Source organism: Streptomyces sp. NPDC012510 (assembly GCF_042955065.1).
Taxonomy (GTDB): Bacteria; Actinomycetota; Actinomycetes; order Streptomycetales; family Streptomycetaceae; genus Streptomyces.
The window spans coordinates 260,231-284,644 of record NZ_JBIBEN010000008.1 but is presented as its reverse complement, the minus strand read 5'-3'; the positions used below and the strand labels follow the sequence as shown (position 1 = coordinate 284,644).

The window sequence follows — 24,414 nt, the reverse complement described above, 5'->3', positions numbered from 1 at the left end:
CGCCTCCATCCGTCCGGATGAAGCCGCCCTCGACGTGACAGAAGAAACTCGCAACACAAAATCGAACAGGCGTAGCATTGTCGTGTGGCTAAGACCTATGACTTCCCCAGTGACCTCCTCGCCGGTCAGGAGGAGCTGCATCAGGTCCGGGCCGAGCTCCTGGCGCTGCTCAAGCGGCTGCCCTGGTCGGTCGAGCCCCTGGACGGTTTCAGCGACGACAACGGCTGGCGGAAGGTCGAGCGCCCCGCGTCACCGGGCTGGACGCCCGACGAGCAGGCCGAGGTGGAGAAACTGCGGCAGCGCGAGCGCGAGCTGGCGGTGTTCGTGAGCTGCCACCGGTTCTGGGGCGAGGTCGCCACCGAGGAGAGGGTCGAGGCCCGGACCCGGCTGAAGCACGCCCACGACGCCTGACAGGCCGATGACGAAGACCCCCGGCCGCGATCGGCCGGGGGTCTTCGTCGTCCTCGGTGGGCGCGGACGGTTTCGAACCGCCGACATCCTGCTTGTAAGGCAGGCGCTCTACCCCTGAGCTACGCACCCGAGTACGAGCCGACAGCCTACATTGCCCCAGGGCATGCCCGGCAAACCGGTGACCGGGGGTTATCCCCACCCTCGATCCGGGAGTGGCCCGGATCCCCCCGAGCGCTCCCGCTCCGTACGGTCGAGGCACAGCGCCGGGCGGCGCTGGACGGCGACAACAGTCCGGGACGACGGAAGACCGGCCCCAGGGGGAGATCGTCATGACACGCACAGCTCGTACGGCTCGTGCGCCTCGTACGGCAGCGCGTACCGCTCGGCGCACCGCTCACAGGTCCCGCACGGGAGCGGTGGCCGTGGCCGGCCTCGCCCTCGCGCTCACGGCGTCCGTCGCCGCGTGCGGGGCGGACGCCGGGGAGGACCGGGACCCGGAACGGCGGAGCTTCGCCCTGGCGGGCCGTACGCTCACCGTCGACTCGGACGACTCCGCGCTCGAACTGGTCTCGGCGGACGTGGACGAGGTCGAGGTGACCCGGTGGTTCGAGGGACGGGTCGTGGTCGGCGGGAACCCACGGGTGACCTGGGAGATGAAGGACGACCGGCTGAAGCTGCGGCTGAAGTGCTCCGGCTTCGTCGCCGACTGCTCGGCCAAGCACCGTATCGAGGTGCCGCGCGGGGTCGCGGTCACCGTGGAGGACGGGGACGGCAGCGTGCACGCGAAGGGCTTCGCCGAGCGGCTGAGGATCCGGACCGCCGACGGTTCGGTGCGGGTCAGCGACTCCACCGGGCCGCTGGAGCTGCACAGCGACGACGGTTCGGTGCGCGCGCTCGGTGTGGAGTCGCGAAACGTCAAGGCGAGCACCAAGGACGGCTCGGTCAAGCTCGAACTCGGTGTCGTGCCGGACCTGGTGGAGTCCCGCAGCGACGACGGCTCGATCACCATCGGGCTGCCGCGTGACACGTCGTACCGGGTGAAGGCCGACAGTGACGACGGTTCCGTGGACGTGTCCGTGGCGCGTGACGAGGGCAGCTCGCACCTGGTGAGCGCCCACACCCAGGACGGGTCGGTCACCGTACGGAACATGGGCTGAGAGCCGCGCGGGAACGGCGAACCGATCAGCCCCGTGTTTTCGTCCTCCACCGGTGGGAGAATGGCACCGGTCAGGGTGGATGACAGCACGGGAGAGGGATGTGACGGCGACACCTGCAGAGCCGTACACGCCGATGGTGCCGAGCGCACGACAACCCCAAGCGAGCGCACAGCAACCCCACAGCCGTGCACCACGCCAACCGGCCGACGCCCGTGCCCCGCACCGGCCCACCGTTCCCCGCACCCGGCGTTCCCACCGCTCGGCCGGACGCGACCTGGCCGTTCTCCTGGCGGTCCCCCTCCTCACCGCCCTGGTGCTGCCCGTCGCCTTCGCCGGGGGCGGCACGCGGCGGTGGTTCGGCGGTCGGGCGGAGAGTCAGCGGGCGGAGGCGCAGGCGGCGAAGGACGCGGCGGCGGCCGCGTTCTACGAGCTGGACACCGCCCAGCGGGATCTGCGGATCTCGATAGAGACGATCACCGCGGTGGACGAGTCCCCCGCCGCCCGCCAGGCGGTCTCCGCCTTCGAGGCGCTGGGACGGCGGATCGACGAGGTCAGCCACCAGTACATCGACGCCGTCGACGCCCACGACCTTGACCGGGACGACCTGGAGGCCGCCGCGGCCTCCCGGGCCCGGACCGAGCTGACGAAAGCCAAGGACGAGCTGGGCCGGGTCAAGCAGGAGCTGGACCGTTTCGCCCAGGGGCTCGGGCCGCTGCTCGGTACGGCGGAGACCCAGCTCGCCCGGCTGGTCCCCGCGGTGGAGCGCGCCCGACAGGGTCTGCTCGCCGCCTCCAACGCCCTGGACGCCGTACGGGGTTCGGGGTTGAAGGCCGACGACCTCGCCGCCCGGCTGGCGGCCCTCGCGCCCGAGCTGACCAAGCTGAACCAGGGGGCGGGGCAGCACGGCGTGCGGGAGACGCTGGAGCGGGCCGACCGGGTCGTGCGGGAGGCGGAGGTGGTACGCGCGGAGGCCGAGCGGCTGCCGGAGAAGGCCGCCGAGATAGACCACCGGCTGGTGTCGCTGCGGACGCGCGCGGAGGCGCTGGGCACCCGGGCGGAGCAGGTGCCGCAGGTGCTGAGCGAGCTGCGACGACGGTTCGTGGCGGCCTGCTGGCAGGATCTGCAGCAGGTGCCGGACCAGGCGGCGCGGGACGTGGAGCAGGCCCAGCAGAAGCTGCGCGAGGCGCGGGCCGCCCGGGACGCCCAGCGCTGGCCGGACGCGACCTCTCTGCTGTCGACCGTACGGGCGCTGCTGAACCACACCGACGAGGCGGTGTCCGCGGCGGGTGACCGGCTGCGGCGGCTGAACGCCGTGCAGAAGGACTCCTCGGAGGAGATCGACCGGACCCGGTTCGCGATCCGGGACGCCCAGCGCCTCGCCATGGCGGGCCGTTCCACACCCGACCCCCGGCACGCCCGCCCGCTGGACGACTCCGTGGCCCGGCTGGAGCGGGCGATCGCCACGTTGGAGGGCCGCCACCCCGACTACTGGCACTTCCTGACGGAGACGGAGGCCGTACGGCAGAACGTGGCCCGTGTGGTGGACCAGATCCGCAAGGAGCGGGGCGCGGGCGCCGTCTGAGGCGTCCGGGCCAAGGGCCACTGGGTTGCCCGGTGGAGCCCCCCGGCGGATGCTGAAAGGGTATGCAGGCCTCCGCTCACACCCGATGGGAGGCGGACATGGCCACGCACGCCACGCACACCGAGCGTACGAAGGCCCGGCACGCGGGTCCCCGGCGGCGGATCAGGATCGACGAGCACCTTCCCGTCGACCACCACCTCAGCAGGGTGTACCGGTTCGGGGCGGGCCTGATGGGTCTGTTCCTGGTCGTCTTCGGCATCCTGGGCCTCACCGGCAACGTGGGCTGGTTCGACACCGCCGGTGACGAGGTCGTGGGGCTGAGCACCAACGGCACTCTGAGCGTGCTGTCGATCGCCGTGGGACTGCTGCTGCTCGTCGGCATGGTCATCGGCGGCAACTTCGCCTCCACGCTGAACATGACGCTGGGGGTCCTGTTCATCCTCAGCGGCTTCGGCAACATGGCCCTGCTGGACACCGACTCCAACTTCCTGGCGTTCCACATCGAGAACGTGCTGTTCAGCTTTGTCGTCGGCATCCTGCTGATGACGTTCGGGATGTACGGCAGGGTCGGTACGGCGCTGCCGCACGACAGCCCGTACTGGCGGGCCCGCCATCCGGAGGCGTTCGAGCGGGAGACGGAACGCGAGGCCGGTGTGGAGACGGCGAAGCGAAAGCGGGCCGGCGCCCTCCCCGAGGGATCCGAAGCGGAGTCCGGGGGGAAGGGCGCCGGGTGAGCGTCGACGGCCCCGCCCACGTGCGGTGGGCGGCGCGGCCGGGGCTCAGGTGCGGTACGCGTAGTAGTTCGCGCTCGGGTACGAGGCGATGATGCTCGCGACCGAGCGGCGGTAGGTGTCCGCGTCGTGGTAGGTCAGGTAGGGGACGCCGCTGGAGCTGCGGTAGGTCGTCATCATGGAGTGGTCCTTGGACCCGTCCTTGTCGAAGTCGACCTGCAGTACGTCACCGACGTGCATCTGGTAGACGTTGGCGAGTGCGGTGGTCCGCTTGGCGGTCTGGGTGAACCAGGACCACTCGTTGACGCCGATCCAGGCGTCGGCCGTGCCGTTCGAGGCGTAGTACCAGGTGTCGTACTCCTCGGGCGTGACCGTGGAGATCTGCTTCCAGCCGCCCGCCAGGAGGCCCTGGCTGAGGAAGTTGGTGCAGTCGCCGCCGGCCGCGTTGTACTTGCGGTACGCCGGGTTGTAGTTCTTCCAGTACTTCTCGGTGTACGTCGCCATCGCCTTGTAGTCGTAGGCGCCGCCGGTGAGCGTCTTCGGCTTGGCCACCGGGTTGCGCGTGGTGGCCGCCTTGGGCGCCTGGATGACGGCCATGGGCGTACGGCTGAGCTTGGCGTCCGCGGGCGCGGCGACGGGCTCGTTGATGCGCGGTGCGCCACCGTCGGTGGAGCGCATGGCGGTCAGTTGCCAGGTGCCGTCCGTCTGGAAGGCGAAGGTCAGCACGTGGTGCGCGTCGAAGCCCGTGGAGGCGGGCTCGTCGCCACGTATCTTCTTGTACTTCAGGGTGGTGGTCTCGGTGACCTGGACCGTCGCCTTCTTGCCCTTGACCTTGGCGCTGTCGACGGTGACCTTGGTGTCGGCCGAGGTGTATGCCTCCCCGAGGTCGGCGAGGCGGGACCTGGTGCCCTTCAGGGCGGACAGCTTGGCGTCCTCGGCCTTCTTCTGGGCGGAGGACAGCCTGACGCCACCGGTGGGCTTCAGCGACTTGCGCGCGGCCTTGCTGCCGAGCAGGACAGCCGTGCGGTCGGTGAGCACATTGTCCGCGACACGGCCGAACGCGTCCTTGGTCGCCTTGGTGACCTTGGGCGTCGGCGCGGCGTGCGCGGCGGCGACGGGCAGCAGCGCGGAGGCCACCACGGCCGCCGCGAGGGTCGAGCCTGCGAGGCTCAACGTCCTTGATCTCACTGGGAATCTCCTTGACCCCGAGTTGGTCGTACCCGGGAGCAAATCTTTACATGACCGCCTCAAGAGGAGTGAGGTCGGGGGGTGTAACAAGTGAGCAACATGGGTATCTGTGCGGCTATTTCACGACCGATGCCCAATCGGCCGGGGCCTGGGCGGGGTCCAGTCCGCGCAGGTTCGCCAGGGTCTGCGGCGTCTGTACGTCCATCCAGTCGGCCAGTTCGTCGAAGGACACGCACTTCACGTCCTTCTTCACGCAGACGGTCTTGATGACCTCGTCGACGGCGTTCATGTAGATGCCGCCGTTCCACTGCTCGAAGTGGTTGCCGATGAGCAGGGGCGCCCGGCTGCCGTGGTACACGCGGTTGAAGCCGGCCATGTAGGTGTCGATGGTCTGCTGCTGCCACGTCGGGTGCATGGCCGGATCGCCGTCGGTCTGGCCGTTGGACTGGTTGTAGAGGAAGTTGAAGTCCATCGACAGCGCCTGGTACTCGTCGTCGAACGGGAGCATCTGGAGGGGGAAGTCCCAGATGCCGTTCTTCTTGCTCGGCCAGACCTGGAAGGCGCCCGGGGAGCTGGCGTCGTAGCGGTAGCCGAAGTCCTTGACGGCCTTCAGCAGGTTCTCCTGGCCCTCCAGGCAGGGGGCGCGGCCGCCCTTGACGGCCTTGACGTCGAAGGGCAGCGGGTCCATGTCGGTGTAGCCGGTGTTGGTCTTCCACTTCTCCAGGAAGGAGTTGAACTCCTCGATCTCCTGCTTCCACTCCGCGACGCTCCAGTCGCCGCCGCCCTTCGCGCCGCAGAAGTGGCCGTTGAAGTGGGTGCCTATCTCGTTGCCCTCCTTCCACGCCTTGCCGAGCTGTTCGAGGGTGGTGCGGACGTGTTCGTCGGTGGGGTAGCTGATCGCGGCGGCGCCCTTGTCGTGCTGCGGCGGGTCGTAGAGGTTCCGCTTGTCCTTGGGGAGCAGGTAGATGCCCGTGAGGAAGAACGTCATGTGGGCGTCGTACTTCTTCGCCATCTCCCGGTAGTGCTGGAAGAGTTCGTCGTCGCCGGCCAGCGCGCCGTCCCAGGAGAAGACGACGAACTGCGGAGGCTTCTCGCCCTTCTTGAGCGGTACCGCCTTCAGCCGGCCCTTCTGCGGGCCGGTGTAGGACGTGGAGCCGTCGCCGATGACCTTGGTCCTGCCGTCCCACTGGGGCTCCGCCGCGGCCTTGGATCTGCTGTCGCCGCCGGCCGACGAGGCGGTCGGCGCGGTGTCGGCCGTACGGTTCAGCACGAGATAGCCGCCGACCAGCGAGGCGAGAACGAGGAGTGCGGCCACGGTCAGGAACTGCGGGCGGGTGGTACGGCGCGGCGGGCGCGCCTTGCGGCGGCGACCCCGGTGCGATGTGCTGCCAGGCTTCATGTACGGCTCATTCTGCGAGGGTGGCGGGTGCGGGGGCTCATCGGGGTTCAGCCGATACTCATCGCACGGGACCAGATGTCGTAGGGGATCCCGGAGTTGGGTGTTCCGGCGATCCCGGCGAGCCGCAGCGGCTCCAGGCTCTTGGTGAGGTCGAGGCGGTAGACGACGACGGCGGTCGAGACCTTCTCGGCCGTTCCGACGTACCAGGCGGCCTTGTCGTCCTGAGTGGTGCCGCCCTTTCCGGCCACCTCGTAGGAGGCGGCGCCGGAGGCGGTGGGGTGGTCGGCGCGGAAGGCGTCCGTGAGCGCCGAGGTGACCTGGGCGGCCACCTTGACGCCCACCGCGCGCTTCGGCTTCGGGGTGTTCAAGGCGACCTTGGACCCGTTGTGGGTCATCTTCCGCACCGAGTACGGCTCGGTGTGCCGGCCCAGGGCGGCGAAGGTGCTGTAGCCGCTGGCCATGCGGATGGCGCTGGGGGTGGCGCTGCCCACGGACATCGCGGGCACCTGCGCCCCGAAGCTGGACGCGAGCAGTCCGGCCGCCTCGGCGGTCTTCCGCACCTTCTCCAGGCCGGTGTCCATGCCCAGCTGCATGAACGGTGTGTTCACCGACCTGGCGAGCGCGTCGTGCAGGGTGATCGGCCCGTAGGACCTCTTGCCGTCGTTGTGGGCCGCGACCTTCTTGCCGCCGCGGTCCCAGTACGGCCCCTCGGGCGTGGTCACCGGGACACCGTCGTTGCCGTCGTAGACCGTCTCCGGGTTGACAGGTGTAGCCGCGCCGCCGCGTTCCTTGACGACACCGTGTTCCAGACCGGCGGCGTAGACGAACGGCAGGAAGGCCGAACCGGCCGGGACGGTGGTCGCGTTCGACTCGTTGTAGCCCTGTCTGCGGTGGTCGGGCCCTCCGTAGACGGCGAGGATCCGTCCGTCGGAGGCGACGGACGAGGCCCCGAAGTGGGCGGTCCTGGCCTTCTTCGGGTCCTCCTCGCGCACCTTCTTGCGTGCCTCGGTGACGGCGTCGGTCAGCTCGGTCTGCCGTTCGCGGTCGAAGGTCGTGTAGATCTGGTAGCCGCCCCGGTCGAATTCCTGGTCGGTGAGGTTCGCGGCCTTCTTGGCGTACTGGGCGGACAGCTCCACGAGATAGTCGCTCTGCTTGCCGGTGTCGTACTGGCTGGACTGCTTGAGCGGCTCGGGGAACTTCGTGTACTTGGCGCGCTCGGACGCGGAGAGCTTCCCGAGGGACACCATCCGGTCCAGGATCCAGTCCCAGCGCACCACGGCCCGCTCGCGGTTGGCCTTGTTCAGGGTGGGGTCGTAGAGGCCCGCGCCCTTGAGGAGGGAGGCGAGGAGCGCGGCCTCGCTGACGTTCAGCTCGCTGACGTCCTTGCCGTAGTACGCCTGGGAGGCGCGCTGGATGCCGTAGGTGCCGCGGCCGAACCAGCTGGTGTTGAGGTAGCCCTCCAGGATCTCGTCCTTGCTCATCTGGTTGTCGAGCTTGAGGGCGAGCATCGCCTCGTCGAACTTGCGGCCGAGCGAGCGGTCCTGGGTGAGGTACACGTTCTTGACGTACTGCTGGGTGATCGTCGAGCCGCCCTGGGTGTCGCCCTCGCCGACGGTGCGCACCAGGGCGCGGGTGATGCCGCTGACGGAGATGCCGGGGTCCGAGTAGAAGCTGGCGTTCTCCGCCGCGAGGACCGCCCAGCGCACGCCCTCGGGGACGTCCTTCAGCGGCATCGCCTGGCGGCGCACCCAGCCCGTGCGGGCCATGGGGGTGCCGTCGGACCAGAAGTACACGTTGTCCTGCTGGGTGGCGAAGGTGTTGAGGTCGTCCGGTATGTCCGTGGCGGCGTAGGCGGCGGTGAGCAGCATGCCGCTGACGCCCACGGCGAGGCCGGCCGCACCGAGCGACTGCCGCCAGGACGGCACCCAGCGACGCCAGTCGGCACGGTCCGGGCGCGGGTACCGCGGACGCAGACGGCGGGCGAAAGGCGCGAAGGGGGCCAGACGCGCGCCGGCGACGGCGGAGAACCTGGCCGGAACAGACGCTTTCGGCGCCTTGCGCCGACCCCGCTTCCCCGGTTGCGGCTCCTCCTTCACGTCGCCGAAGGCACCCGGCTCCAGCACCCGTAGCTGCATGGTCTCGTCGGCCGGCGGGACGGGAAGCTTGAGTTGCATGGTGAGGTCGGACTCCCTGGGCTCCTCCCTGGGCTCGCCCCTGGACTCCTCCTGCCGCCCCTCGGCCGCCCGTCGGCGTCGTGTGCGACCTTCACCCTCGGAGCCGGTCACGCCCTCCGGGCTAGTCACGGCGGCCTCCCTGACATCGCCGGTCCGGGCGCCGCGCGGCAACGATTCTGCAGTGCGCGGCAACCTTTCGCCCACGCACGGCGACTATCCGACCGGGACACGTGCCTCCCGCTCGCCCAAGGACAGCAGTCACGCCTGTCCCCCCTCCCCACTTGGCATCGCCCGTGTGGACAGCCACAGCCGCAACACCCGCGGCTGCGAGCCCCCTCTTCCCCCGGCCTTTCGGCCTCCACACAGCGACCACAAATTATCAGTCACTTTCACAAACACTTCAGTCGGCAGCGTGAAATTTTCGCCACACGGGCCGACCGGCCTGCCCCGAGGCCTCCTGACACCGCTCGGACGCCGGTTAGCCTGTGCCCATGCCTCGCTATGAGTACCGCTGCCGGACCTGCGGCGACACCTTCGAACTGAGCCGGCCGATGGCCGACTCCTCGGCCCCCGCGGACTGCCCCGTGGGCCACTCCGACACGGTCAAACTGCTGTCGACGGTCGCGGTCGGCGGCTCGTCCGCCGCGTCCGCGCCCGCGCCCCGGGCCGGCGGCGGCGGGGGCGGATGCTGCGGTGGCGGCTGCTGCGGTTGATCACACTTCGTTCAACGGCCCCGGGACCGTGAGCGTTCAGCCCCCTCCCCGGCCCGAGGTGAGTGTTCACCACCGTCTCAGGCTCCCTTCAGGTTCGACGGCCTAGCCTGCCGCCATGACAGCCATGCAAGCGGAGTCGACGAGCGGCGCGCCCCTGTGGATCATCAGTCTGATGGATCTGCTGGGAGCGCCGGGCGCGGGTCTCGCCGTCGCGCTGGAGAACCTCTTCCCGCCGATCCCCAGCGAGGTCATCCTCCCCCTCGCCGGCTTCGCCGCGAGCACCGGCCAGATGAACCTCCTGGCCGCCCTGGTGTGGACCACCGTCGGCTCCGTGGTGGGCGCCCTCGCCCTCTACGGCGTCGGAGCCCTCCTCGGCCGCGAACGCACGGTCGCCATCGCCGCCCGGCTGCCCCTCGTCAAGGTCTCGGACATCGAGAAGACGGAGGCCTGGTTCCTCCGGCACGGCACCAAGGCGATCTTCTTCGGCCGGATGATCCCCGTCTTCCGCAGCCTGATCTCCGTACCGGCCGGCGTGGAACGCATGCCCCTGCCCGTCTTCACCCTCCTCACCACCCTGGGCAGCGCCCTGTGGAACACGGCCTTCGTCCTGGCCGGCTACTTCCTGGGCGCCAACTGGACGGAGGTGACGGCGATCGTCTCGACGTACTCGAAGATCGTCCTGGCGGGGGCGGCGCTGGCGGTCCTGGCGTTCATCCTGGCCCGCTTCCTGAGAAGGGGGAGCTCCGCAGGGGCGCGGGGCCGTGTCGATATGCGGCTCCGCCGCGGGGCGCGACAAGCCACGACGAACCCGCAGCCCGAAACGCACAGCACCCCCACCCCCTGACCGGCCCCCGAACCCCGCTCAACGTTCCCGCACGGCCCGCAGGAACTCCCGCAGAATGCGCTCCCCGGCCAGCACACCCCGCTCCGGCAGCGCGGTGACCGTCGGCCCCGACCACCCCGCGTCGGCCAACTCCCCGTGCCCCGGCCGCCAGGCCCGATCCGCCGCGAGCAACAGATCCGCGTCGAGCAGGGAGTCACCCGCGGCGAGCGTCAGCTCGACCCCGGTCCTGCGGGCCACTTCCCTCATCGCCGCGCTCTTGGTCAACGGCTTCGGCACGGCGTACAGCTTGCGCCCCTGCAGGGAGACGGTCCACCCCCTGTTCTCGGCCCACACCGCGAGTTCCTTCACCCACTCCTCGGGCAGCAGCTCACGCTCGACGACGAGGTAGACGAACAGATCCTCCGCCACCCGGTGCTTGCGCACCCACGCGGGATCCGTGGTGGCCGCCATGTGCTCGCGCACCTCGGCGAGCGGCGCGCACTCGTCCGCGAGGCGGGCCGTGACCCGCTGGTGCCAGGCGGTGTCCGTGACACCGTCGACCAGCAGATGCCCGCCGTTGGCACAGATCGCGTACGCGGGCTCCGGCCCCGGGAGGTTGATCCGCTGGTACTGCTTGCGCGTACGGGTCGTCGTCGGCACGAACACCGCCGCGTCCCCCAGCTCGGCCAGCAGCCGCGAGGCCGTCTCGGTCATGTACGACAGCGGTCTGCTCTCGTGCACCTCGACGGTGAGCAGCCGGGGCGCCCGCGCGTCCGGCATGGTCAGCGCGAGCGCGGCGGACGAGTAGATGAGCGTACGGTCCAGATCGCTCGCGACGAGAACCCGAGGCCCCGGCATCAGACCGCCACCGCCTTGCCGTCGGCGCCGGTCGCGCCCCGCGTGTACTTCGGGTGGATCAACCCCACGCATGTGTAGGGCAGTTCGGCCACCTCTTCCACCGGTACCCCTCTCTGTTCGGCGAGCAGGCGTACGTGGTCGAGGTCCGCGCCCGCCCCAGCCCGCGCGAGGATCTTCCACGGTACCCGGCGCAACAGAACCCGAGTGGTCTCCCCGACACCCGGCTTGACCAGGTTGACGTCGTGGATCCCGTACTCCTCGCTGATCCGCTCGACGGCCGCCCACCCCTCCCAGCTCGGTGTGCGATCGGCGCCGAGCAGCTCCTTCGTACGGGCGTCGACGGCGTCCGCGACAGCACCGAACCGCTCGGAGACGGCGTCCAGGAACGCCACCGAGACATCCACGCCGGCCAGTTCCCGGTAGAACTTCGCCCCGTGGAAGTCATCGGGTCCAACCAGGTCCGAGCGCAGCACGGTCCGCGATATCAGTCCGGAGACGGTGGAGTTGAGGCAGGCGGACGGGATGAGGAAGTCCTCCCGCGTGCCGTACGTCCGCACGCATGACCCGGGGTCGGCTAGCACGGCGATCTCCGGGTCGAAGCCGGTGATCCCGTCGGACTCCTCGAACTCCACGAGTGCGGCGGCGAGTTCGCGGGTGATGGCGCCCTTGCCGGTCCAGCCGTCGACGAACACGACGTCGGCGGGGTCGTGACGGGCCGCCAGCCACCGCAGCGCGTTGGCGTCGATGCCCCGTCCCCGCACGATGGACACGGCGTAGTGCGGCACCTCGATCCCGTGCCGGTGCCGCGCCCAGCGCCGCATCAGCACGCCGACGGGCGTCCCGGCCCGTGCCAGCGACACGATGACGGGCCGCGACGACCGCTCCGCCAGCACGGTCTCGGTGACGACCCCCACGGCCGACGCGATCCGCTCGGCCGACGCCTCCAGAGCGCTGTGGAAGAGCGCCTGGTACTGCTCACTGGGCTGGTACTCGACCGGCAGCGACTCCGCGTAGTGCGCGCCCCCGCTCTGGATGGCCTCCTCCCGCTCCTCAGTGGGCGCCTCCAGCGTCACCTCCGACAGGTCCTGCAACAGCCACCCCACCTCGTCGGCCGCGTAGGAGGAGAAGTCGGGGCCGCGTAGGGGCTCGGGGAGCATGGATGACCTTTCGGGCGAGTGCGGGCTCTCGGATGTCGGCGCGGACGGTTCGGCGCGGGCTTCCTGCGCCGCGGCGGCGCTCGGTCCACACGGTGTGTTCCGGTGGTGCCCGGTCGGCGGGACGTACGACGGCACCACCGCGAGGAGCACGGTCGGCGTGTGGGCGGCGAGGGTGGCGAGCAGGCCGTCGTCGGCGTGCAGGGCGGGCGTGTCGGCTGCCGAGTCGACGACGGCCACCACCGCGTCGAAGTCGCCGCCGGCCACGTTGTAGGCGTACCGCTCCCCCGGCCCGTCCGCGGGCTCGTCGTGCGCGGGGAAGACGATGCGGCTGCGTATCGCGTAGCCGGGGTCGTCGACGGCGAGGACGGGTGACCGGGTGGTGGTGGAGAACCGTATCTCCACCGCCCCGTCCGCAAGCCGCTCCAGCTCCCGCGCGAGGGCCAGCGGCGCGTACATCAGCTCCTCGAAGCCGAGCACGAGCACCCGGCGGGCCCCCGGTGGCAGGGCGTCGGCGATACGCGTGGCCATACCGGGCAGCGCGCCCTCCAGCCGCTCACGGTGCGCCGGGGTGAACCCGTGCCGCCCCCCGTCGGGCAGCCCCTCCGGCCAGCCCAGCTCGACCCGGGTGACCCGGCCCGCCGGAGGCACGGCCGCGGTGGCGGGCACCGCGGCCCCCTCGTGCTCGGCGACCAGTGCCTGCCCCTTCTCCAGCACGCCCTCCGGCAGCCGCACGGTCCCCTTCGCCGCGGTCACGAGATCCACCCGCGCCCCGATCTCCCGGGCGAACTCGGACAGCCGCCCCTGGTCCGACGGCGAGCGCATGTCGACCAGCGCCACGACGACGTACCGCTGCCGCGGATACCGCTCGTGCAGCGCGCGGATGGTGTTGAGGACGGTGTTCCCGGTGGAGAACTCGTCGTCGACGAGCACCAGCGGCCCCCGCCCCGCGAGCAGTGCCGGGTCCTCGGGCAGCAGCAGGTGCGACGTCGCGTGGGAGTGGGACTCCTCGAAACCGCCGGCCTGGTCGACTCCTTCGACGGGGCGCCGGGTGGAGTGGAGGTAGGGCGCCTCGCCCACCCCGTCCGCGACGGAGTGGCCGAGCCCGGTGGCCGTCTCGGCGTACCCGAGGACGACCGCGGTCCGCACCCCGTCCGCGCCCAGCAGCTCCCGTACCCGACGGCCGAGCGCGAACCCGTACCCGTGCACGACGGCCGGTGACTGCGGCACATGCTTGCCCAGGACGTTCGAGACCAGCAGATGCGCCCGCTTGGGGTTGCGCCGCAGCGCGAGCCCCAGCAGACCGCTCAGCCGCTCGTCCCCGACCAGTTCGACCCCGAGCCGCCGGGCGACCCAGTCCCCGGACCAGACCATGCCGCCGTCGGCCCCGGTCGTGTCGTTCGCTGCGTTAATCATCAATTCCTTAGTACTACGAGATGAACATGGACGTCGCTGTGGAGACGAGGGCAGCGGCTCAGTCGGGCAACCCGGCCGCCAGCAGATCCACGAACCCGATGTCCTCGTTGGCCACACCGAACACCTCGGCCCGCTGCAGAACCCTTTCTGCCCAGGCGCGATGCGGCTTGACCTCGTTCATCTTGTTCCGGGAGGCGGAGCGCAGAACGCCTCCGTTGCGGTCCGGCCGCAGGATGTCCTGCGCGTCGCCGAACTCCTCATGGCTGACCACCGACAGCGCGTGCACCGGCAGGACGTGCGAGGGATGGATGCAGGTCTTGCCGAGCAGCCCGTTGGCGTGGTCGAGGGAGATCTCCCGGAGCAGCCCGTCCAGCGCGTGCTCGATCAGCGACTCCCGCAGGTCCACCGCCCGGTTCGCCAGGAAGGGACTGGTACGCAGTTGCGGCTTGAACATGCGTTCCTGAACCCGGAAGTACTCCCACACGGGCCCGGTCACCGTGAACCCGGTGCCGTCGGCGCGCCCCAGCACGTTCACCACGTCAGCGATCACGGAGGCGACGATCTGGACGTCGTAGGCGGTCATGTCGGGCGCCCGGCGCAGCGCGTAGGAGGAGCAGAAGTCGGTGACGCCGAGACGCAGCGCGAGGACGCGGTCGCGGTACTTGTCGACGGTGTGGGCGATGCCCTGGAGCGCCTCCACCCGCGTCTCCCGGTACATCAGCTCGGGCGACTCCAGCACCGGCATCCCGAACAGCCGCCGCCCGCTCGCGGCCTCGGCGGCGGTCAGCGCCTCCAGGAAGCCGACGCCGCGCTCCTCGGTGAACTTCGGGAACACGAATCCGGACAGCAGCCGCACGGCCGGTCCGAAACGGCTCACGAGGTCCGGTATCTGCTCGGGGAAGCGGACCCGGATGAACAGCAGCGGAAGCTCGACGTCCGCCCGTCCGACGAGGTCGGCGAACTGCCGGACCAGGTTCTCCTCGGCGCCCACGACCTCCGCGTCGTCGATCGAATCCTCCAGGCAGAGCACCATGGAGACCACGCCACGCCCGGCCTGCTTGACGATGTCGTCGGCCAGCCGCTCCCGGGTGGCCGGACTGTAGAGCGTGGCGCCGAGCGCGGCGGCCAGCACCCGGGCCGGGGAGTCGGCGTCGAAGACACCCGGCTGCCGGAAGAAGAGGCGCTGGCGCTCCTCAGGGGCGATGTGCCCGAAATGACGCATATGGTTCCCCCGTGGCTGCTGGGCGTCCGGTCACGATCGTGGCCGGTAATAGTACGTACGAATATGTGACACCAGTTCCCACCGGGCGTGAAGTTCTGGTAACCCGGCCGTGTCGGGTGGCGGACGCTTCCAACCGACGGTTGCCGCCCCCCGCGTTGTCGTGATCAGGACCGAGAGGGCAGGATGACCGCATGACGCACGCGATGCTGAAGGGGTCGAACGTCCCGATCGAAGCCACGGCGGTCCGCGCCGTGCTGCGCTGGGCGCCGGGACAGGGCACCCCGGTGGTCGACGCCTCGGCGCTGCTCCTCGGCCCCGACGGCCGCGTACGGTCCGACGAGGACTTCGTCTTCTACAACCAGCCGCGCCATCCCTCGGGCAAGGTGTGGCGGCTCGGCCAGAAGCGCGTGGCCGAAGGCCTCACCGACACGATCCAGACCGACCTGGCCGGTGTCGAGTCCGCCATCAGCCAGATTCTCCTCGTGGCTTCGGCGGAGGGCATCTCCTTCGACCGCGTGCGCTCCCTGCGCATCCTGCTGTACGACGCCACCGTCGCCGACGCCGAACCGCTGGCGTACTTCGACATCAAGCCCGAGACGGGCGAGGAGACGGCCCTGATCTGCGGCGAGCTCTACCGTCGGGGCGGTGGCTGGAAGTTCCGCGCCCTGGGCGAGGGCTACGCCAACGGCCTCCAGGGTCTCGCCACGAACTACGGCATCTCGGTCGACGAGTCGGAGGCGGCCGACGACCAGAGCGCCACCACCCAGACCCCCTCCCCGGAGATCTCGGGCCCGCTGCCCCCGGAGCAGCCCCCGACGGGCGTCCCGTCGCAGCCCTCGTACGGCTACCCCCCGGCGGCCCCGACACACCATCCGGCCCAGCCGGCCTACGGCTACCCCCAGCCGACCCCCGCCACCGCCAACGGCCCGGCCTACGGCTACCCGCAGCCCACAGCGGCGGCCCTGGACCCCGACTTCCGCCTGCCGCCCCAGGGCCCCCAGTTCATCGGCCGCTGAGGGACCCGCGCGTCAGCGCTCCGCCTTGGTCTTGTAGCCCCGTCCCCACTGCAATCCCCACCCGTACAACCGGTCGAGCTCCGCCTGGAACCCGTAGACGAACTTCACTTCCCGGCGGACGACGATCTCCCCCTTGACGTTCTCGATCATCACCACGGCGCACGACCGCGCCTGCGGGTGCCTCTCGTCCAGGCCTATCTCGATGCGCGGTCCGTTGCTCGGATAGAGCGTCACGATCGCGTGCGTACGGTCGAAGGCCGGGGTCTGGTCGTAGATGTAGACGAAGACCAGCATCCGCTTGAAGTTGTCCCGGTGGTCCAGGTTGATGTACATCGTCTCGCCCGACCCCGACCCGAAGCGGTCGTCGCCGCTGAGCCGCATGTACGGCGCCTCGTTGATGTCCCCGAGGAAGCCCCCCAGCGGCTGCACGACCCCCTTCGTGCCGTCGGCCAGTTCATAGAGGCAGCCGAGGTCGAGGTCGACGTTCACCATGCTCTGGCTGTGCGCCTGCACCGCCTCCGGCCGGAGGGCCTTGAAGGGGTGCCGCAGCACGCTCTGCCGCTTCATGCCGCCGATGTCGGAGGTCCGCATCCGCCAGGACAGGTTGACGCGCAGATGCCCCGCCGCGGCGTTCTGCTTGGACAGCGACACCTTCTGGTGCCGCTTGGTCAGTTCGATCGCGTTGGTCGCCGCGTTGCCCGCGTCGAACTCCGAGGCCCGCCCGCGCCAGAGGTTGTCCAGGAAACCCATGCCCGCCCCACAACTGCCGTGTCGTCGCGTCAACCACCAGCGGGGCGGCCGACGAGGACGAGTCCTCGTCGGCCGCCCCGCTCAGAGCGTTCCCTCACGCGGAGGGCCGTCACACTCCGGAACCGGTCACACCGCCCCGGAGCGCCGGCTCAGACCCCGGAGGACACCTCCTCCTTGGAGGTGTCAGCTTTTCCCTCCGCGGCCGCCAGCGCCTTGTTGCGGCGGACGGAGGACCAGAAGGACCAGCCGATCAGGATGACACCGATCGAACCGGTGATGAACTCGTTGATCTCGTACTGGATGGTGATGAGGAGGATCGCGGCGAGGGCGCCGATCGCGTAGTGCGCGCCGTGCTCCAGGTACACGTAGTCGTCGAGGGTGCCCTGGCGGACCAGGTACACGGTCAGCGACCGGACGTACATCGCGCCGACACCGAGGCCCAGCGCCATCAGGACGATGTCGTTGGTGATGGCGAAGGCGCCGATCACACCGTCGAAGGAGAAGGACGCGTCCAGGACCTCCAGGTAGAGGAACATGAAGAAGGCGGCCTTGCCCGCGAGGGCCACGGCCGAACGCGGCTTGCCCGCGCGCTCCGCCGCTTCCTCCTGCTCGTGCTCGCGCTCCTCCTCCTCTTCGAGCTTGTTCTCGAAGAAGCCGGAGAGACCGCCGACGACGAGGTACGTGATGAGGCCGGCGAGACCGGAGATCAGGACGGTCTGCGCCTTGTCGACGTGTGTGCCGCCGTGCTGGTGGGCGTGGGTCGCGAAGGTCATCGAGGTGATCAGCAGGACGATCATCGCGATGCAGGCCGACAGCATGTCGATCTTGCCGAGCTTGGACAGCGGGCGCTCCAGCCAGCCCAGCCACTTGATGTCCCGGTCCTCGAAGATGAAGTCGAGGAAGATCATCAGCAGGAACATACCGCCGAAGGCCGCGATCGACGGGTGGGCGTCGGTCACGTACTGCTGGTACTGGTCCTTGTCGGTGAGCGCGAGGTCGACGGCCTCGATCGGGCCCATCTGGGCACTGATCGCGACGATCACGACGGGGAACACCAGACGCATGCCGAACACGGCGATGAGGATGCCGATGGTGAGGAAGATCTTCTGCCAGAAGGCATTCATCTTCTTCAGGATCCCGGCGTTGACCACCGCGTTGTCGAAGGACAGCGAGATCTCCAGGACGGACAGGATCGCGACGATACCGAACGCGGCCCATCCGCCGTAGAGAACCGCTGCGACCAAGCCGAGCGCGGTGACCGCGAACGACCAGCCGAAGGTTTTCAGAACCACTGGCTACCCAATCGTGTGTGTACGGGGTTCCCCCGCGCCGCGCGCGGCTTTACGAAACTTTGAACCCGAAGTCTAGTCGGGTACCCCTCGCACCCCACACGGCCCCGGCTTTTGCGCATATAGCGCTACGAGACATTCACTCCGAAGTCGAGCGCGATGCCTCGCAGACCGGACGCGTACCCCTGTCCCACCGCGCGGAACTTCCACTCCCCGCCATAGCGGTAGACCTCGCCGAAGATCATCGCGGTCTCGGTCGAGGCGTCCTCGGAGAGGTCGTAACGGGCGAGTTCCTGCCCGTCCGCCTGGTTGACGACACGGATGAAGGCGTTGCTGACCTGGCCGAAGGCCTGGCCCCGGTTCTCCGCGTCATGGATGGAGACCGGAAAGACGATCTTGTCGACGGAGGCCGGCACCTTGGAGAGGTCGACGATGAGCGACTCGTCGTCGCCGTCGCCCTCGCCGGTGAGGTTGTCACCGGTGTGCTCGACCGAGCCGTCGGGGCTCCTGAGGTTGTTGTAGAAGACGAACCACTCGTCCCCCAGCACCCGGCCGCCCTGGCACAGCAGTGCGCTGGCGTCGAGGTCGAAGGGGGCTCCGGTGGTGGTCCGGACGTCCCAGCCGAGCCCGACCATCACCTGCGTGAGGTTCGGCGCGGCCTTGGAGAGGGAGACATTGCCTCCCTTGGCGAGCGTGACGCCCATGGTGCTGGTCCTCCCCGATTGCGAGCTTCGGTTGCTCGGCTGTTCAGTTGTCGTCTGTTCAGTTGTCGTCTGTTCAGTTGTCGGCTGTTCAGCCGTCGTCGTACGAGCGCGTCCGGCGCCGCGGTCGATGACGACTGCGGCGCCGGACGTGGTGAGTCCTGTGGGTCTTCCCCCGTGACTCAGACGTTCACACCGAAGTCCTGCGCGATACCGCGCAGGCCCGAGGCGTAGCCCTGGCCGATGGCACGGAACTTCCACTCGGCGCCGTGCCGGTACAGCTCACCGAAGACCATGGCGGTCTCGGTGGAGGCGTCCTCGGAGAGGTCGTAACGGGCGATCTCCGCCTCGCCCGCCTGGTTCACCACGCGGATGAACGCGTTGCGGACCTGGCCGAAGGACTGCTGACGGTTCTCGGCGTCGTAGATCGAGACCGGGAAGACGATCTTCTCGATCTCGGCCGGGACGGTCGCGAGGTTGACCTTGATCTGCTCGTCGTCGCCCTCGCCCTCACCCGTGAGGTTGTCACCGGTGTGCTCGACCGAGCCGTCGGGGCTCTTCAGGTTGTTGAAGAAAATGAAGTTGGCGTCGCTGCTGACCTTGCCCGACGCGTCCAGCAGCAGGGCGCTGGCGTCGAGGTCGAAGTCGGTGCCGGTCGTGGTGCGGATGTCCCACCCGAGGCCGATGATGACCGCGGTCAGGCCCGGTGCCTCCTTGGTCAGCGATACGTTGCCGCCCTTGCTGAGGCTGACTCCCACGAGTCCTCCCTTTGTTGTCAGGGGCGGGGAGCCCCGTCGTGCGTTGCTATCGGATCAACGTGTCGATCCTAGTGAGGGGTTCCCGTTCACCGCAGGCCCTGGAGCCGAAGAATCACAGGGTGTCGAGGGCGGCGACGTACTCGTTCAGGTCTCGGGCGTCCGGCAGGGCGTTGACGACCGACCAGCGGACGACGCCCTCCTTGTCGATGATGAACGTGCCGCGCACCGCACAGCCCTTGTCCGCGTCGAAGACGCCGTAGGCGCGGCTTACCTCGCCGTGCGGCCAGAAGTCCGACAGCAGCGGGTACGGCAGGTCCTCCTGCTCGCCGAAGACCCGCAGCGTGTGGATCGAGTCGTTCGACACCGCCAGCAGCTGCACCTCGTCGTTGACGAACTTCGGCAGGTTGTCCCGCAGCTCGCACAGCTCACCCGTGCACACCCCGGTGAACGCGAACGGGTAGAAGAGCACCACCACGTTCTTCTCGCCACGGAAGTCCGACAGCCTCACCGTGGCGCCGTGGTTGTCCCTGAGCTCGAAGTCGGGGGCCTTGTCGCCGAGCTGGATCGCCATGATTTTCCTGCGTCCCTTCATGGACTGTTCGGGTGACCCAGCCTACGCAGGGGACACGAAACCCCTGGAGGCAGGCCCCTAAGGGGCTGCTCTCCAGGGGCGCGGGGAACTGCGCGACAAGCCACGACCGGCCCGCGGTCGCCGACGCGCAGAACCCACCGAGCTCTCAGGCGAACCTGCCGAGCCAAAGCGGCAGCGTCATGTCACCTCTTGCCGGACTTCGCCGCCTTCGGCGTGACCAGACGACTGCCGCTCCAGTCCTTGCCCACGCTGACACTCTTCGACGCGGACAACCCCGCAGTCGTCGCGGCCTCCGAAATGTCGCTGGGCTCCACATAGCCGTCCCGCCCGGTCTTGGGCGTCAGCAGCAGGATCGAGCCACCTTCCTCGATGTACGTGGTGGCGTCCACCAGCACGTCGGTCAGGTCGCCGTCGTCGTCGCGGAACCACAGCACGACGGCATCGGCCACGTCGTCGTAGTCCTCGTCGACGAGCTCACTGCCTACGACTTCCTCGATGGACTCGCGGAGCTCCTGGTCGACATCGTCGTCGTAGCCGATCTCCTGGACCACCTGCTCGGGCTGGAACCCCAGCCTCGCGGCAGGGTTCGTCCGCTCCTCCGCGTGGTCCGCGGTCGCGCTCACGGGTTGCCTCCTGATCATGTTCGGGTGGGGTCGCCCCCTGGGGAATCAGCCACGCGCGTGCGCGAAGCATTGGCCGTAGTCCACACGGGCGGGACGGATCGCGCAAGTACCCAGCGTTCCAGACCGCCGAAACGGTGACGATCCGGGCCGTGTCACCGCAACTCCCTGCGCGGATTCACAGCTTCACGTGACGCACGCCACACCGTTCTGCCCGCTTTGTGCATTTGGCAACCATCCGGGAGTACGAGGATCGAATACCTTTACCACCTTTACCAGGCATGGCGCCTCGTGGGTTACCTCTCAGTAGAGATGACGTACGCGTTCCCGAGGTACACGATGGGGGACGGTGCAGGCACCCGTAGAACACCCATGAAGAGCGGCCCTCTGACAGCTAAGGAACAGCGTGGCTTCCGGATCCGATCGCAATCCGATCATCATTGGCGGCCTCCCGAGTCAGGTCCCTGACTTCGACCCCGAGGAGACCCAGGAGTGGCTGGACTCGCTCGACGCCGCCGTGGACGAGCGCGGCCGTGAGCGCGCGCGCTACCTGATGCTCCGGCTCATCGAGCGGGCCCGCGAGAAGCGCGTGGCCGTGCCCGAGATGCGCAGCACGGACTACGTCAACACCATCCCCACCAAGAGCGAGCCGTTCTTCCCGGGCAACGAGGAGATCGAGCGGAAGATCCTCAACGCCACCCGGTGGAACGCCGCCGTGATGGTCTCGCGCGCCCAGCGGCCCGGCATCGGCGTAGGCGGTCACATCGCGACCTTCGCGTCGTCCGCGTCCCTCTACGACGTGGGCTTCAACCACTTCTTCCGGGGCAAGGACGGGGGTGACGGCGGCGACCAGATCTTCTTCCAGGGGCACGCGTCCCCGGGCATCTACGCCCGCGCGTTCCTCCTCGACCGGCTCGACGAGCAGCAGCTCGACGCCTTCCGCCAGGAGAAGTCGAAGGCGCCGTACGGCCTGTCCAGCTACCCGCACCCCCGGCTGATGCCGGACTTCTGGGAGTTCCCGACCGTGTCCATGGGCCTCGGCCCGCTGGGCGCGATCTTCCAGGCGCGGATGAACCGGTACATGGAGGCGCGCGGCATCGCCGACACCTCCAAGTCCCATGTCTGGGCGTTCCTCGGCGACGGCGAGATGGACGAGCCGGAGTCGCTCGGCCAGCTCACGATCGCCGCCCGTGAGGGCCTCGACAACCTGACCTTCGTGGTCAACTGCAACCTGCAGCGCCTCGACGGCCCGGTGCGCGGCAACGGCAAGGTCATCCAGGAGCTGGAGTCGGTCTTCCGGGGCGCCGGCTGGAACGTGATCAAGCTGGTCTGGGACCGCACCTGGGACCCGCTGCTCGCGCAGGACCGCGACGGCGTGCTGGTCAACAAGATGAACACCACGCCCGACGGCCAGTACCAGACGTACGCCACCGAGACCGGCGCCTACATCCGCGACCACTTCTTCGGCGACGACCACCGGCTGCGCGCGATGGTCGAGAACATGACCGACGACCAGATCCTGCACCTGGGCCGGGGCGGTCACGACCACCGCAAGATCTTCGCGGCGTACAAGGCGGCCTACGAGCACAAGGGCCAGCCGACGGTCATCCTGGCCAAGACGATCAAGGGCTGGACGCTGGGTCCGAACTTCGAGGGCCGCAACGCCACGCACCAGATGAAGAAGCTGACGGTCGCCGACCTCAAGGGCTTCCGCGACCGCCTCCATCTGCCGATCTCCGACAAGGAGCTGGAGAACGGGCTTCCGCCGTACTACCACCCCGGGCGGAACTCCGAGGAGATCCAGTACATGCACGACCGCCGCAAGGGGCTCGGCGGGTACGTCCCCACACGCGTCGTGCGCGCCAAGCCGCTGTCGCTGCCCGAGGAGAAGACGTACGCGAGTGTGAAGAAGGGCTCCGGTCAGCAGTCGATCGCCACCACCATGGCGTTCGTTCGACTGCTGAAGGACCTCATGCGGGACAAGGAGATCGGCAAGCGGTTCGTGCTGATCGCGCCCGACGAGTACCGCACCTTCGGTATGGACTCCTTCTTCCCAAGCGCGAAGATCTACAACCCGCTCGGCCAGCAGTACGAGGCGGTCGACCGGGATCTGCTGCTCGCCTACAAGGAGTCGCCGACGGGGCAGATGCTGCACGACGGCATCTCCGAAGCGGGCTGCACGGCCTCGCTGATCGCGGCCGGTTCGGCGTACGCGACGCACGGCGAACCGCTCATCCCGGTCTACGTCTTCTACTCGATGTTCGGTTTCCAGCGCACCGGTGACCAGTTCTGGCAGATGTCCGACCAGCTTGCGCGCGGCTTCGTCCTGGGCGCGACCGCCGGCCGTACGACACTGACCGGTGAGGGGCTGCAGCACGCGGACGGACACTCTCAGCTCCTGGCGTCCACCAACCCCGGCTGTGTCGCGTACGACCCCGCGTTCGGGTTCGAGATCGCCCACATCGTGAAGGACGGTCTGCGCCGGATGTACGGCGAGACCGCGGACGGCAAACCCGGCGAGGACGTCTTCTACTACCTGACCGTCTACAACGAGCCGATCCAGCACCCGGCCGAGCCGGAGAACGTCGACGTCGAGGGCATCCTCAAGGGCGTCTACCGCTTCAAGGCCGGTGAGTCGGGCTCCGTCCCGGCGCAGATCATCGCCTCCGGTGTGGCGGTGCCGTGGGCGGTCGAGGCACAGCGGATGCTGGCCGCCGACTGGAACGTCAGGGCGGACGTCTGGTCGGCCACCTCCTGGAACGAGCTGCGCCGTGAGGCGGTCGAGGTGGAGCGGCACAACCTGCTGCACCCCGAGGAGGAGCAGCAGGTCCCGTACGTGACGAAGAAGCTGAGCGGCGCCGAGGGGCCGTTCGTGGCCGTCTCCGACTGGATGCGGTCGGTGCCGGACCAGATCTCGCGCTGGGTGCCGGGCACGTACCAGTCGCTGGGCGCGGACGGCTTCGGCTTCGCGGACACGCGGGGCGCGGCCCGGCGCTTCTTCCACATCGACGCCGAGTCGATCGTGGTGGCGGTGCTGACCGAGCTGGCGCGTGAGGGCAAGGTCGACCGGTCGGTGCTGAAGCAGGCGATCGACCGGTACCAGCTGCTCGACGTGGCCGCGGCGGACCCGGGGGCCGCCGGCGGGGACGCGTAGCGTCGGCTGACGCGCCCGCCCGCGCCCGCGCGCTGGAGCCGCCGTCGAGACGGCCCCCGCGTTCCGGCTCCTCCGCGCCTCGGGTACGTGGAAAGGGGGTCCTCGGCTTGCCGCCGAGGGCCCCCGGCCCTTTTCCCTCACTCCGTGCGGATCAGAAGAGTCCGGTCCCCGGAGTGGCTGTGCCCGCGAGCCAGATGATGGCCAGGACGGTGTCGATGGCACCCAGAACGACCGCGATGATCGCGGGGACGGGGCGGGCGCCGGACCAGGTGCGGTTCATGGCCAGCCAGCCGCAGAGGATCGCGATGGGGCCCAGGACGATGCCCAGGACGAAGAAGCCCGCGATCGCGCAGATGACTCCGATGATTCCGAGGGTCGCGCGATCCGGCCCGGTCCGTGACCACGTCCGGCCACGTGACCGAGGGTGCCTGCGCGAACTGGTTCCGAAACCCGCCATCGTCAACAACTCCCTGAACCTCGCGGTCAGTTCGAGTACAGAACGGCGAGTACCCCTCCGGTGTGGTTGAAACCGGGGGAAGTCGTGGACCTGTCTGCGCGCGCTGCCCCCCTCCGGCAGCGCGCCGCAGATCCCCGAGTCGCTCCGCGTTGGACCACCATGTCCTGCGGAGGACTTGACCCACTGTCACCTGCGGCGCGTGCCGGGCGGAAGGGGTCTTCGGACTTGTCACCCTGATAGGCGAACGCG

The 24,414-nt window shown here is 69.3% G+C and carries 21 protein-coding genes and 1 tRNA gene; 8 read left to right on the top strand and 14 right to left on the bottom strand.

What is annotated here, in order from left to right:
- The first annotated feature begins 84 nt into the window (after positions 1–84).
- Positions 85–411 (top strand): hypothetical protein, encoded by a 327-nt coding sequence (locus ACFY9I_RS17830; protein ID WP_391002560.1) that lies wholly within the window; start codon positions 85–87, stop codon positions 409–411.
- A 57-nt stretch (positions 412–468) separates the two neighbouring features.
- Here ACFY9I_RS17830 and ACFY9I_RS17825 read toward each other — a convergent pair.
- Positions 469–540, bottom strand: a tRNA-Val gene (locus ACFY9I_RS17825).
- Between the two features lie 200 nt (positions 541–740).
- On the opposite strand from ACFY9I_RS17825, the gene ACFY9I_RS17820 reads away from it, so the two are divergent.
- The 3 genes from ACFY9I_RS17820 (at position 741) to ACFY9I_RS17810 (ending at position 3,884) form a co-directional block, all read left to right on the top strand.
- Positions 741–1,568 carry a DUF4097 family beta strand repeat-containing protein gene (locus tag ACFY9I_RS17820; RefSeq protein ID WP_391002558.1) on the top strand — a complete coding sequence of 276 codons (828 nt, stop codon included), beginning with the start codon at positions 741–743 and terminating at the stop codon, positions 1,566–1,568.
- Between the two features lie 100 nt (positions 1,569–1,668).
- Positions 1,669–3,150, top strand: coding sequence for a hypothetical protein (locus tag ACFY9I_RS17815; RefSeq protein ID WP_391002556.1), 1,482 nt, complete (start codon positions 1,669–1,671; stop codon positions 3,148–3,150).
- Between the two features lie 98 nt (positions 3,151–3,248).
- Entirely contained in the window at positions 3,249–3,884 is a 636-nt protein-coding gene (locus tag ACFY9I_RS17810) for a DUF4383 domain-containing protein (protein WP_391002555.1), read from the top strand.
- 45 nt (positions 3,885–3,929) lie between these two features.
- On the opposite strand, the gene ACFY9I_RS17805 is transcribed toward ACFY9I_RS17810, so the two are convergent.
- The 3 genes from ACFY9I_RS17805 to ACFY9I_RS17795 all read right to left on the bottom strand — a co-directional run bounded on the left by ACFY9I_RS17805 (position 3,930) and on the right by ACFY9I_RS17795 (position 8,642).
- Positions 3,930–5,069, bottom strand: a complete 1,140-nt coding sequence (locus ACFY9I_RS17805; RefSeq protein ID WP_391002553.1) for an amidase domain-containing protein — start codon at positions 5,067–5,069, stop codon at positions 3,930–3,932.
- 115 nt (positions 5,070–5,184) lie between these two features.
- A complete protein-coding gene (locus tag ACFY9I_RS17800; protein ID WP_391002551.1) occupies positions 5,185–6,468 on the bottom strand; it encodes a hypothetical protein in 1,284 nt (427 codons plus the stop codon).
- A 47-nt stretch (positions 6,469–6,515) separates the two neighbouring features.
- The gene (locus tag ACFY9I_RS17795; RefSeq protein ID WP_391002721.1) at positions 6,516–8,642 is read right to left on the bottom strand and encodes a transglycosylase domain-containing protein; all 2,127 of its coding nucleotides are present in this window, start codon (positions 8,640–8,642) and stop codon (positions 6,516–6,518) included.
- A 491-nt stretch (positions 8,643–9,133) separates the two neighbouring features.
- Here ACFY9I_RS17795 and ACFY9I_RS17790 point away from each other — a divergent pair, with 491 nt between their 5' ends.
- Entirely contained in the window at positions 9,134–9,355 is a 222-nt protein-coding gene (locus tag ACFY9I_RS17790) for an FmdB family zinc ribbon protein (RefSeq protein WP_391002549.1), read from the top strand.
- 124 nt (positions 9,356–9,479) lie between these two features.
- On the top strand, positions 9,480–10,199 hold the full coding sequence (locus ACFY9I_RS17785) for a VTT domain-containing protein (RefSeq protein WP_391002719.1): 720 nt from the start codon (positions 9,480–9,482) through the stop codon (positions 10,197–10,199).
- Between the two features lie 18 nt (positions 10,200–10,217).
- On the opposite strand, the gene ACFY9I_RS17780 is transcribed toward ACFY9I_RS17785, so the two are convergent.
- From ACFY9I_RS17780 to ACFY9I_RS17770, 3 genes are read right to left on the bottom strand one after another with little or no spacing between them, the layout of a single operon-like run.
- Positions 10,218–11,036, bottom strand: coding sequence for an HAD family hydrolase (locus ACFY9I_RS17780; protein ID WP_391002547.1), 819 nt, complete (start codon positions 11,034–11,036; stop codon positions 10,218–10,220).
- Positions 11,036–13,606: a phosphoribosyltransferase domain-containing protein gene (locus ACFY9I_RS17775; protein ID WP_391002546.1), complete on the bottom strand. Its 2,571-nt coding sequence runs from the start codon at positions 13,604–13,606 to the stop codon at positions 11,036–11,038. The genes ACFY9I_RS17780 and ACFY9I_RS17775 overlap by 1 nt, the downstream gene beginning before the upstream one ends.
- A gap of 58 nt (positions 13,607–13,664) precedes the next feature.
- Positions 13,665–14,828 carry an HpcH/HpaI aldolase/citrate lyase family protein gene (locus ACFY9I_RS17770; RefSeq protein WP_391002544.1) on the bottom strand — a complete coding sequence of 388 codons (1,164 nt, stop codon included), beginning with the start codon at positions 14,826–14,828 and terminating at the stop codon, positions 13,665–13,667.
- A gap of 191 nt (positions 14,829–15,019) precedes the next feature.
- On the opposite strand from ACFY9I_RS17770, the gene ACFY9I_RS17765 reads away from it, so the two are divergent.
- Complete coding sequence (locus ACFY9I_RS17765) at positions 15,020–15,844, top strand: TerD family protein (RefSeq protein ID WP_391002542.1); 825 nt, start codon at positions 15,020–15,022, stop codon at positions 15,842–15,844.
- A gap of 12 nt (positions 15,845–15,856) precedes the next feature.
- Here ACFY9I_RS17765 and ACFY9I_RS17760 read toward each other — a convergent pair whose 3' ends face one another.
- The 6 genes from ACFY9I_RS17760 to ACFY9I_RS17735 form a co-directional block, all read right to left on the bottom strand.
- Positions 15,857–16,594 (bottom strand): Tellurium resistance, encoded by a 738-nt coding sequence (locus ACFY9I_RS17760; RefSeq protein WP_391002540.1) that lies wholly within the window; start codon positions 16,592–16,594, stop codon positions 15,857–15,859.
- A 149-nt stretch (positions 16,595–16,743) separates the two neighbouring features.
- Positions 16,744–17,886 carry a DUF475 domain-containing protein gene (locus ACFY9I_RS17755; protein ID WP_391002538.1) on the bottom strand — a complete coding sequence of 381 codons (1,143 nt, stop codon included), beginning with the start codon at positions 17,884–17,886 and terminating at the stop codon, positions 16,744–16,746.
- A 125-nt stretch (positions 17,887–18,011) separates the two neighbouring features.
- On the bottom strand, positions 18,012–18,587 hold the full coding sequence (locus ACFY9I_RS17750; RefSeq protein WP_391002536.1) for a TerD family protein: 576 nt from the start codon (positions 18,585–18,587) through the stop codon (positions 18,012–18,014).
- A gap of 179 nt (positions 18,588–18,766) precedes the next feature.
- Positions 18,767–19,342, bottom strand: a complete 576-nt coding sequence (locus tag ACFY9I_RS17745; protein ID WP_005478762.1) for a calcium homeostasis/redox stress adaptation protein — start codon at positions 19,340–19,342, stop codon at positions 18,767–18,769.
- Positions 19,343–19,454: 112 nt separating this feature from the next.
- Complete coding sequence (locus ACFY9I_RS17740; RefSeq protein ID WP_391002533.1) at positions 19,455–19,913, bottom strand: redoxin domain-containing protein; 459 nt, start codon at positions 19,911–19,913, stop codon at positions 19,455–19,457.
- 203 nt (positions 19,914–20,116) lie between these two features.
- A complete protein-coding gene (locus ACFY9I_RS17735) occupies positions 20,117–20,557 on the bottom strand; it encodes a DUF3052 domain-containing protein (protein ID WP_033527287.1) in 441 nt (146 codons plus the stop codon).
- Between the two features lie 403 nt (positions 20,558–20,960).
- Here ACFY9I_RS17735 and aceE point away from each other — a divergent pair, with 403 nt between their 5' ends.
- The gene (gene aceE, locus ACFY9I_RS17730; protein WP_391002531.1) at positions 20,961–23,708 is read left to right on the top strand and encodes a pyruvate dehydrogenase (acetyl-transferring), homodimeric type; all 2,748 of its coding nucleotides are present in this window, start codon (positions 20,961–20,963) and stop codon (positions 23,706–23,708) included.
- Positions 23,709–23,859: 151 nt separating this feature from the next.
- On the opposite strand, the gene ACFY9I_RS17725 is transcribed toward aceE, so the two are convergent.
- A complete protein-coding gene (locus ACFY9I_RS17725; protein WP_391002529.1) occupies positions 23,860–24,165 on the bottom strand; it encodes a small hydrophobic protein in 306 nt (101 codons plus the stop codon).
- Positions 24,166–24,414: the final 249 nt, after the last annotated feature.

Excerpts from the sequence above, each read along its gene's own strand:
- ACFY9I_RS17725 (WP_391002529.1), bottom strand. The coding sequence starts at position 24,165 with ATGGCGGGTTTCGGAACCAGTTCGCGCAGGCACCCTCGGTCACGTGGC.
- ACFY9I_RS17795 (WP_391002721.1), bottom strand. The coding sequence starts at position 8,642 with ATGCAACTCAAGCTTCCCGTCCCGCCGGCCGACGAGACCATGCAGCTA.
- ACFY9I_RS17810 (WP_391002555.1), top strand. The coding sequence starts at position 3,249 with ATGGCCACGCACGCCACGCACACCGAGCGTACGAAGGCCCGGCACGCG.
- ACFY9I_RS17770 (WP_391002544.1), bottom strand. The coding sequence starts at position 14,828 with ATGCGTCATTTCGGGCACATCGCCCCTGAGGAGCGCCAGCGCCTCTTC.
- ACFY9I_RS17780 (WP_391002547.1), bottom strand. The coding sequence starts at position 11,036 with ATGCCGGGGCCTCGGGTTCTCGTCGCGAGCGATCTGGACCGTACGCTC.
- ACFY9I_RS17750 (WP_391002536.1), bottom strand. The coding sequence starts at position 18,587 with ATGGGCGTCACGCTCGCCAAGGGAGGCAATGTCTCCCTCTCCAAGGCC.
- ACFY9I_RS17765 (WP_391002542.1), top strand. The coding sequence starts at position 15,020 with ATGACGCACGCGATGCTGAAGGGGTCGAACGTCCCGATCGAAGCCACG.
- ACFY9I_RS17740 (WP_391002533.1), bottom strand. The coding sequence starts at position 19,913 with ATGGCGATCCAGCTCGGCGACAAGGCCCCCGACTTCGAGCTCAGGGAC.
- ACFY9I_RS17790 (WP_391002549.1), top strand. The coding sequence starts at position 9,134 with ATGCCTCGCTATGAGTACCGCTGCCGGACCTGCGGCGACACCTTCGAA.
- ACFY9I_RS17775 (WP_391002546.1), bottom strand. The coding sequence starts at position 13,606 with ATGATTAACGCAGCGAACGACACGACCGGGGCCGACGGCGGCATGGTC.
- ACFY9I_RS17820 (WP_391002558.1), top strand. The coding sequence starts at position 741 with ATGACACGCACAGCTCGTACGGCTCGTGCGCCTCGTACGGCAGCGCGT.
- ACFY9I_RS17760 (WP_391002540.1), bottom strand. The coding sequence starts at position 16,594 with ATGGGTTTCCTGGACAACCTCTGGCGCGGGCGGGCCTCGGAGTTCGAC.
- ACFY9I_RS17785 (WP_391002719.1), top strand. The coding sequence starts at position 9,480 with ATGCAAGCGGAGTCGACGAGCGGCGCGCCCCTGTGGATCATCAGTCTG.
- ACFY9I_RS17800 (WP_391002551.1), bottom strand. The coding sequence starts at position 6,468 with ATGAAGCCTGGCAGCACATCGCACCGGGGTCGCCGCCGCAAGGCGCGC.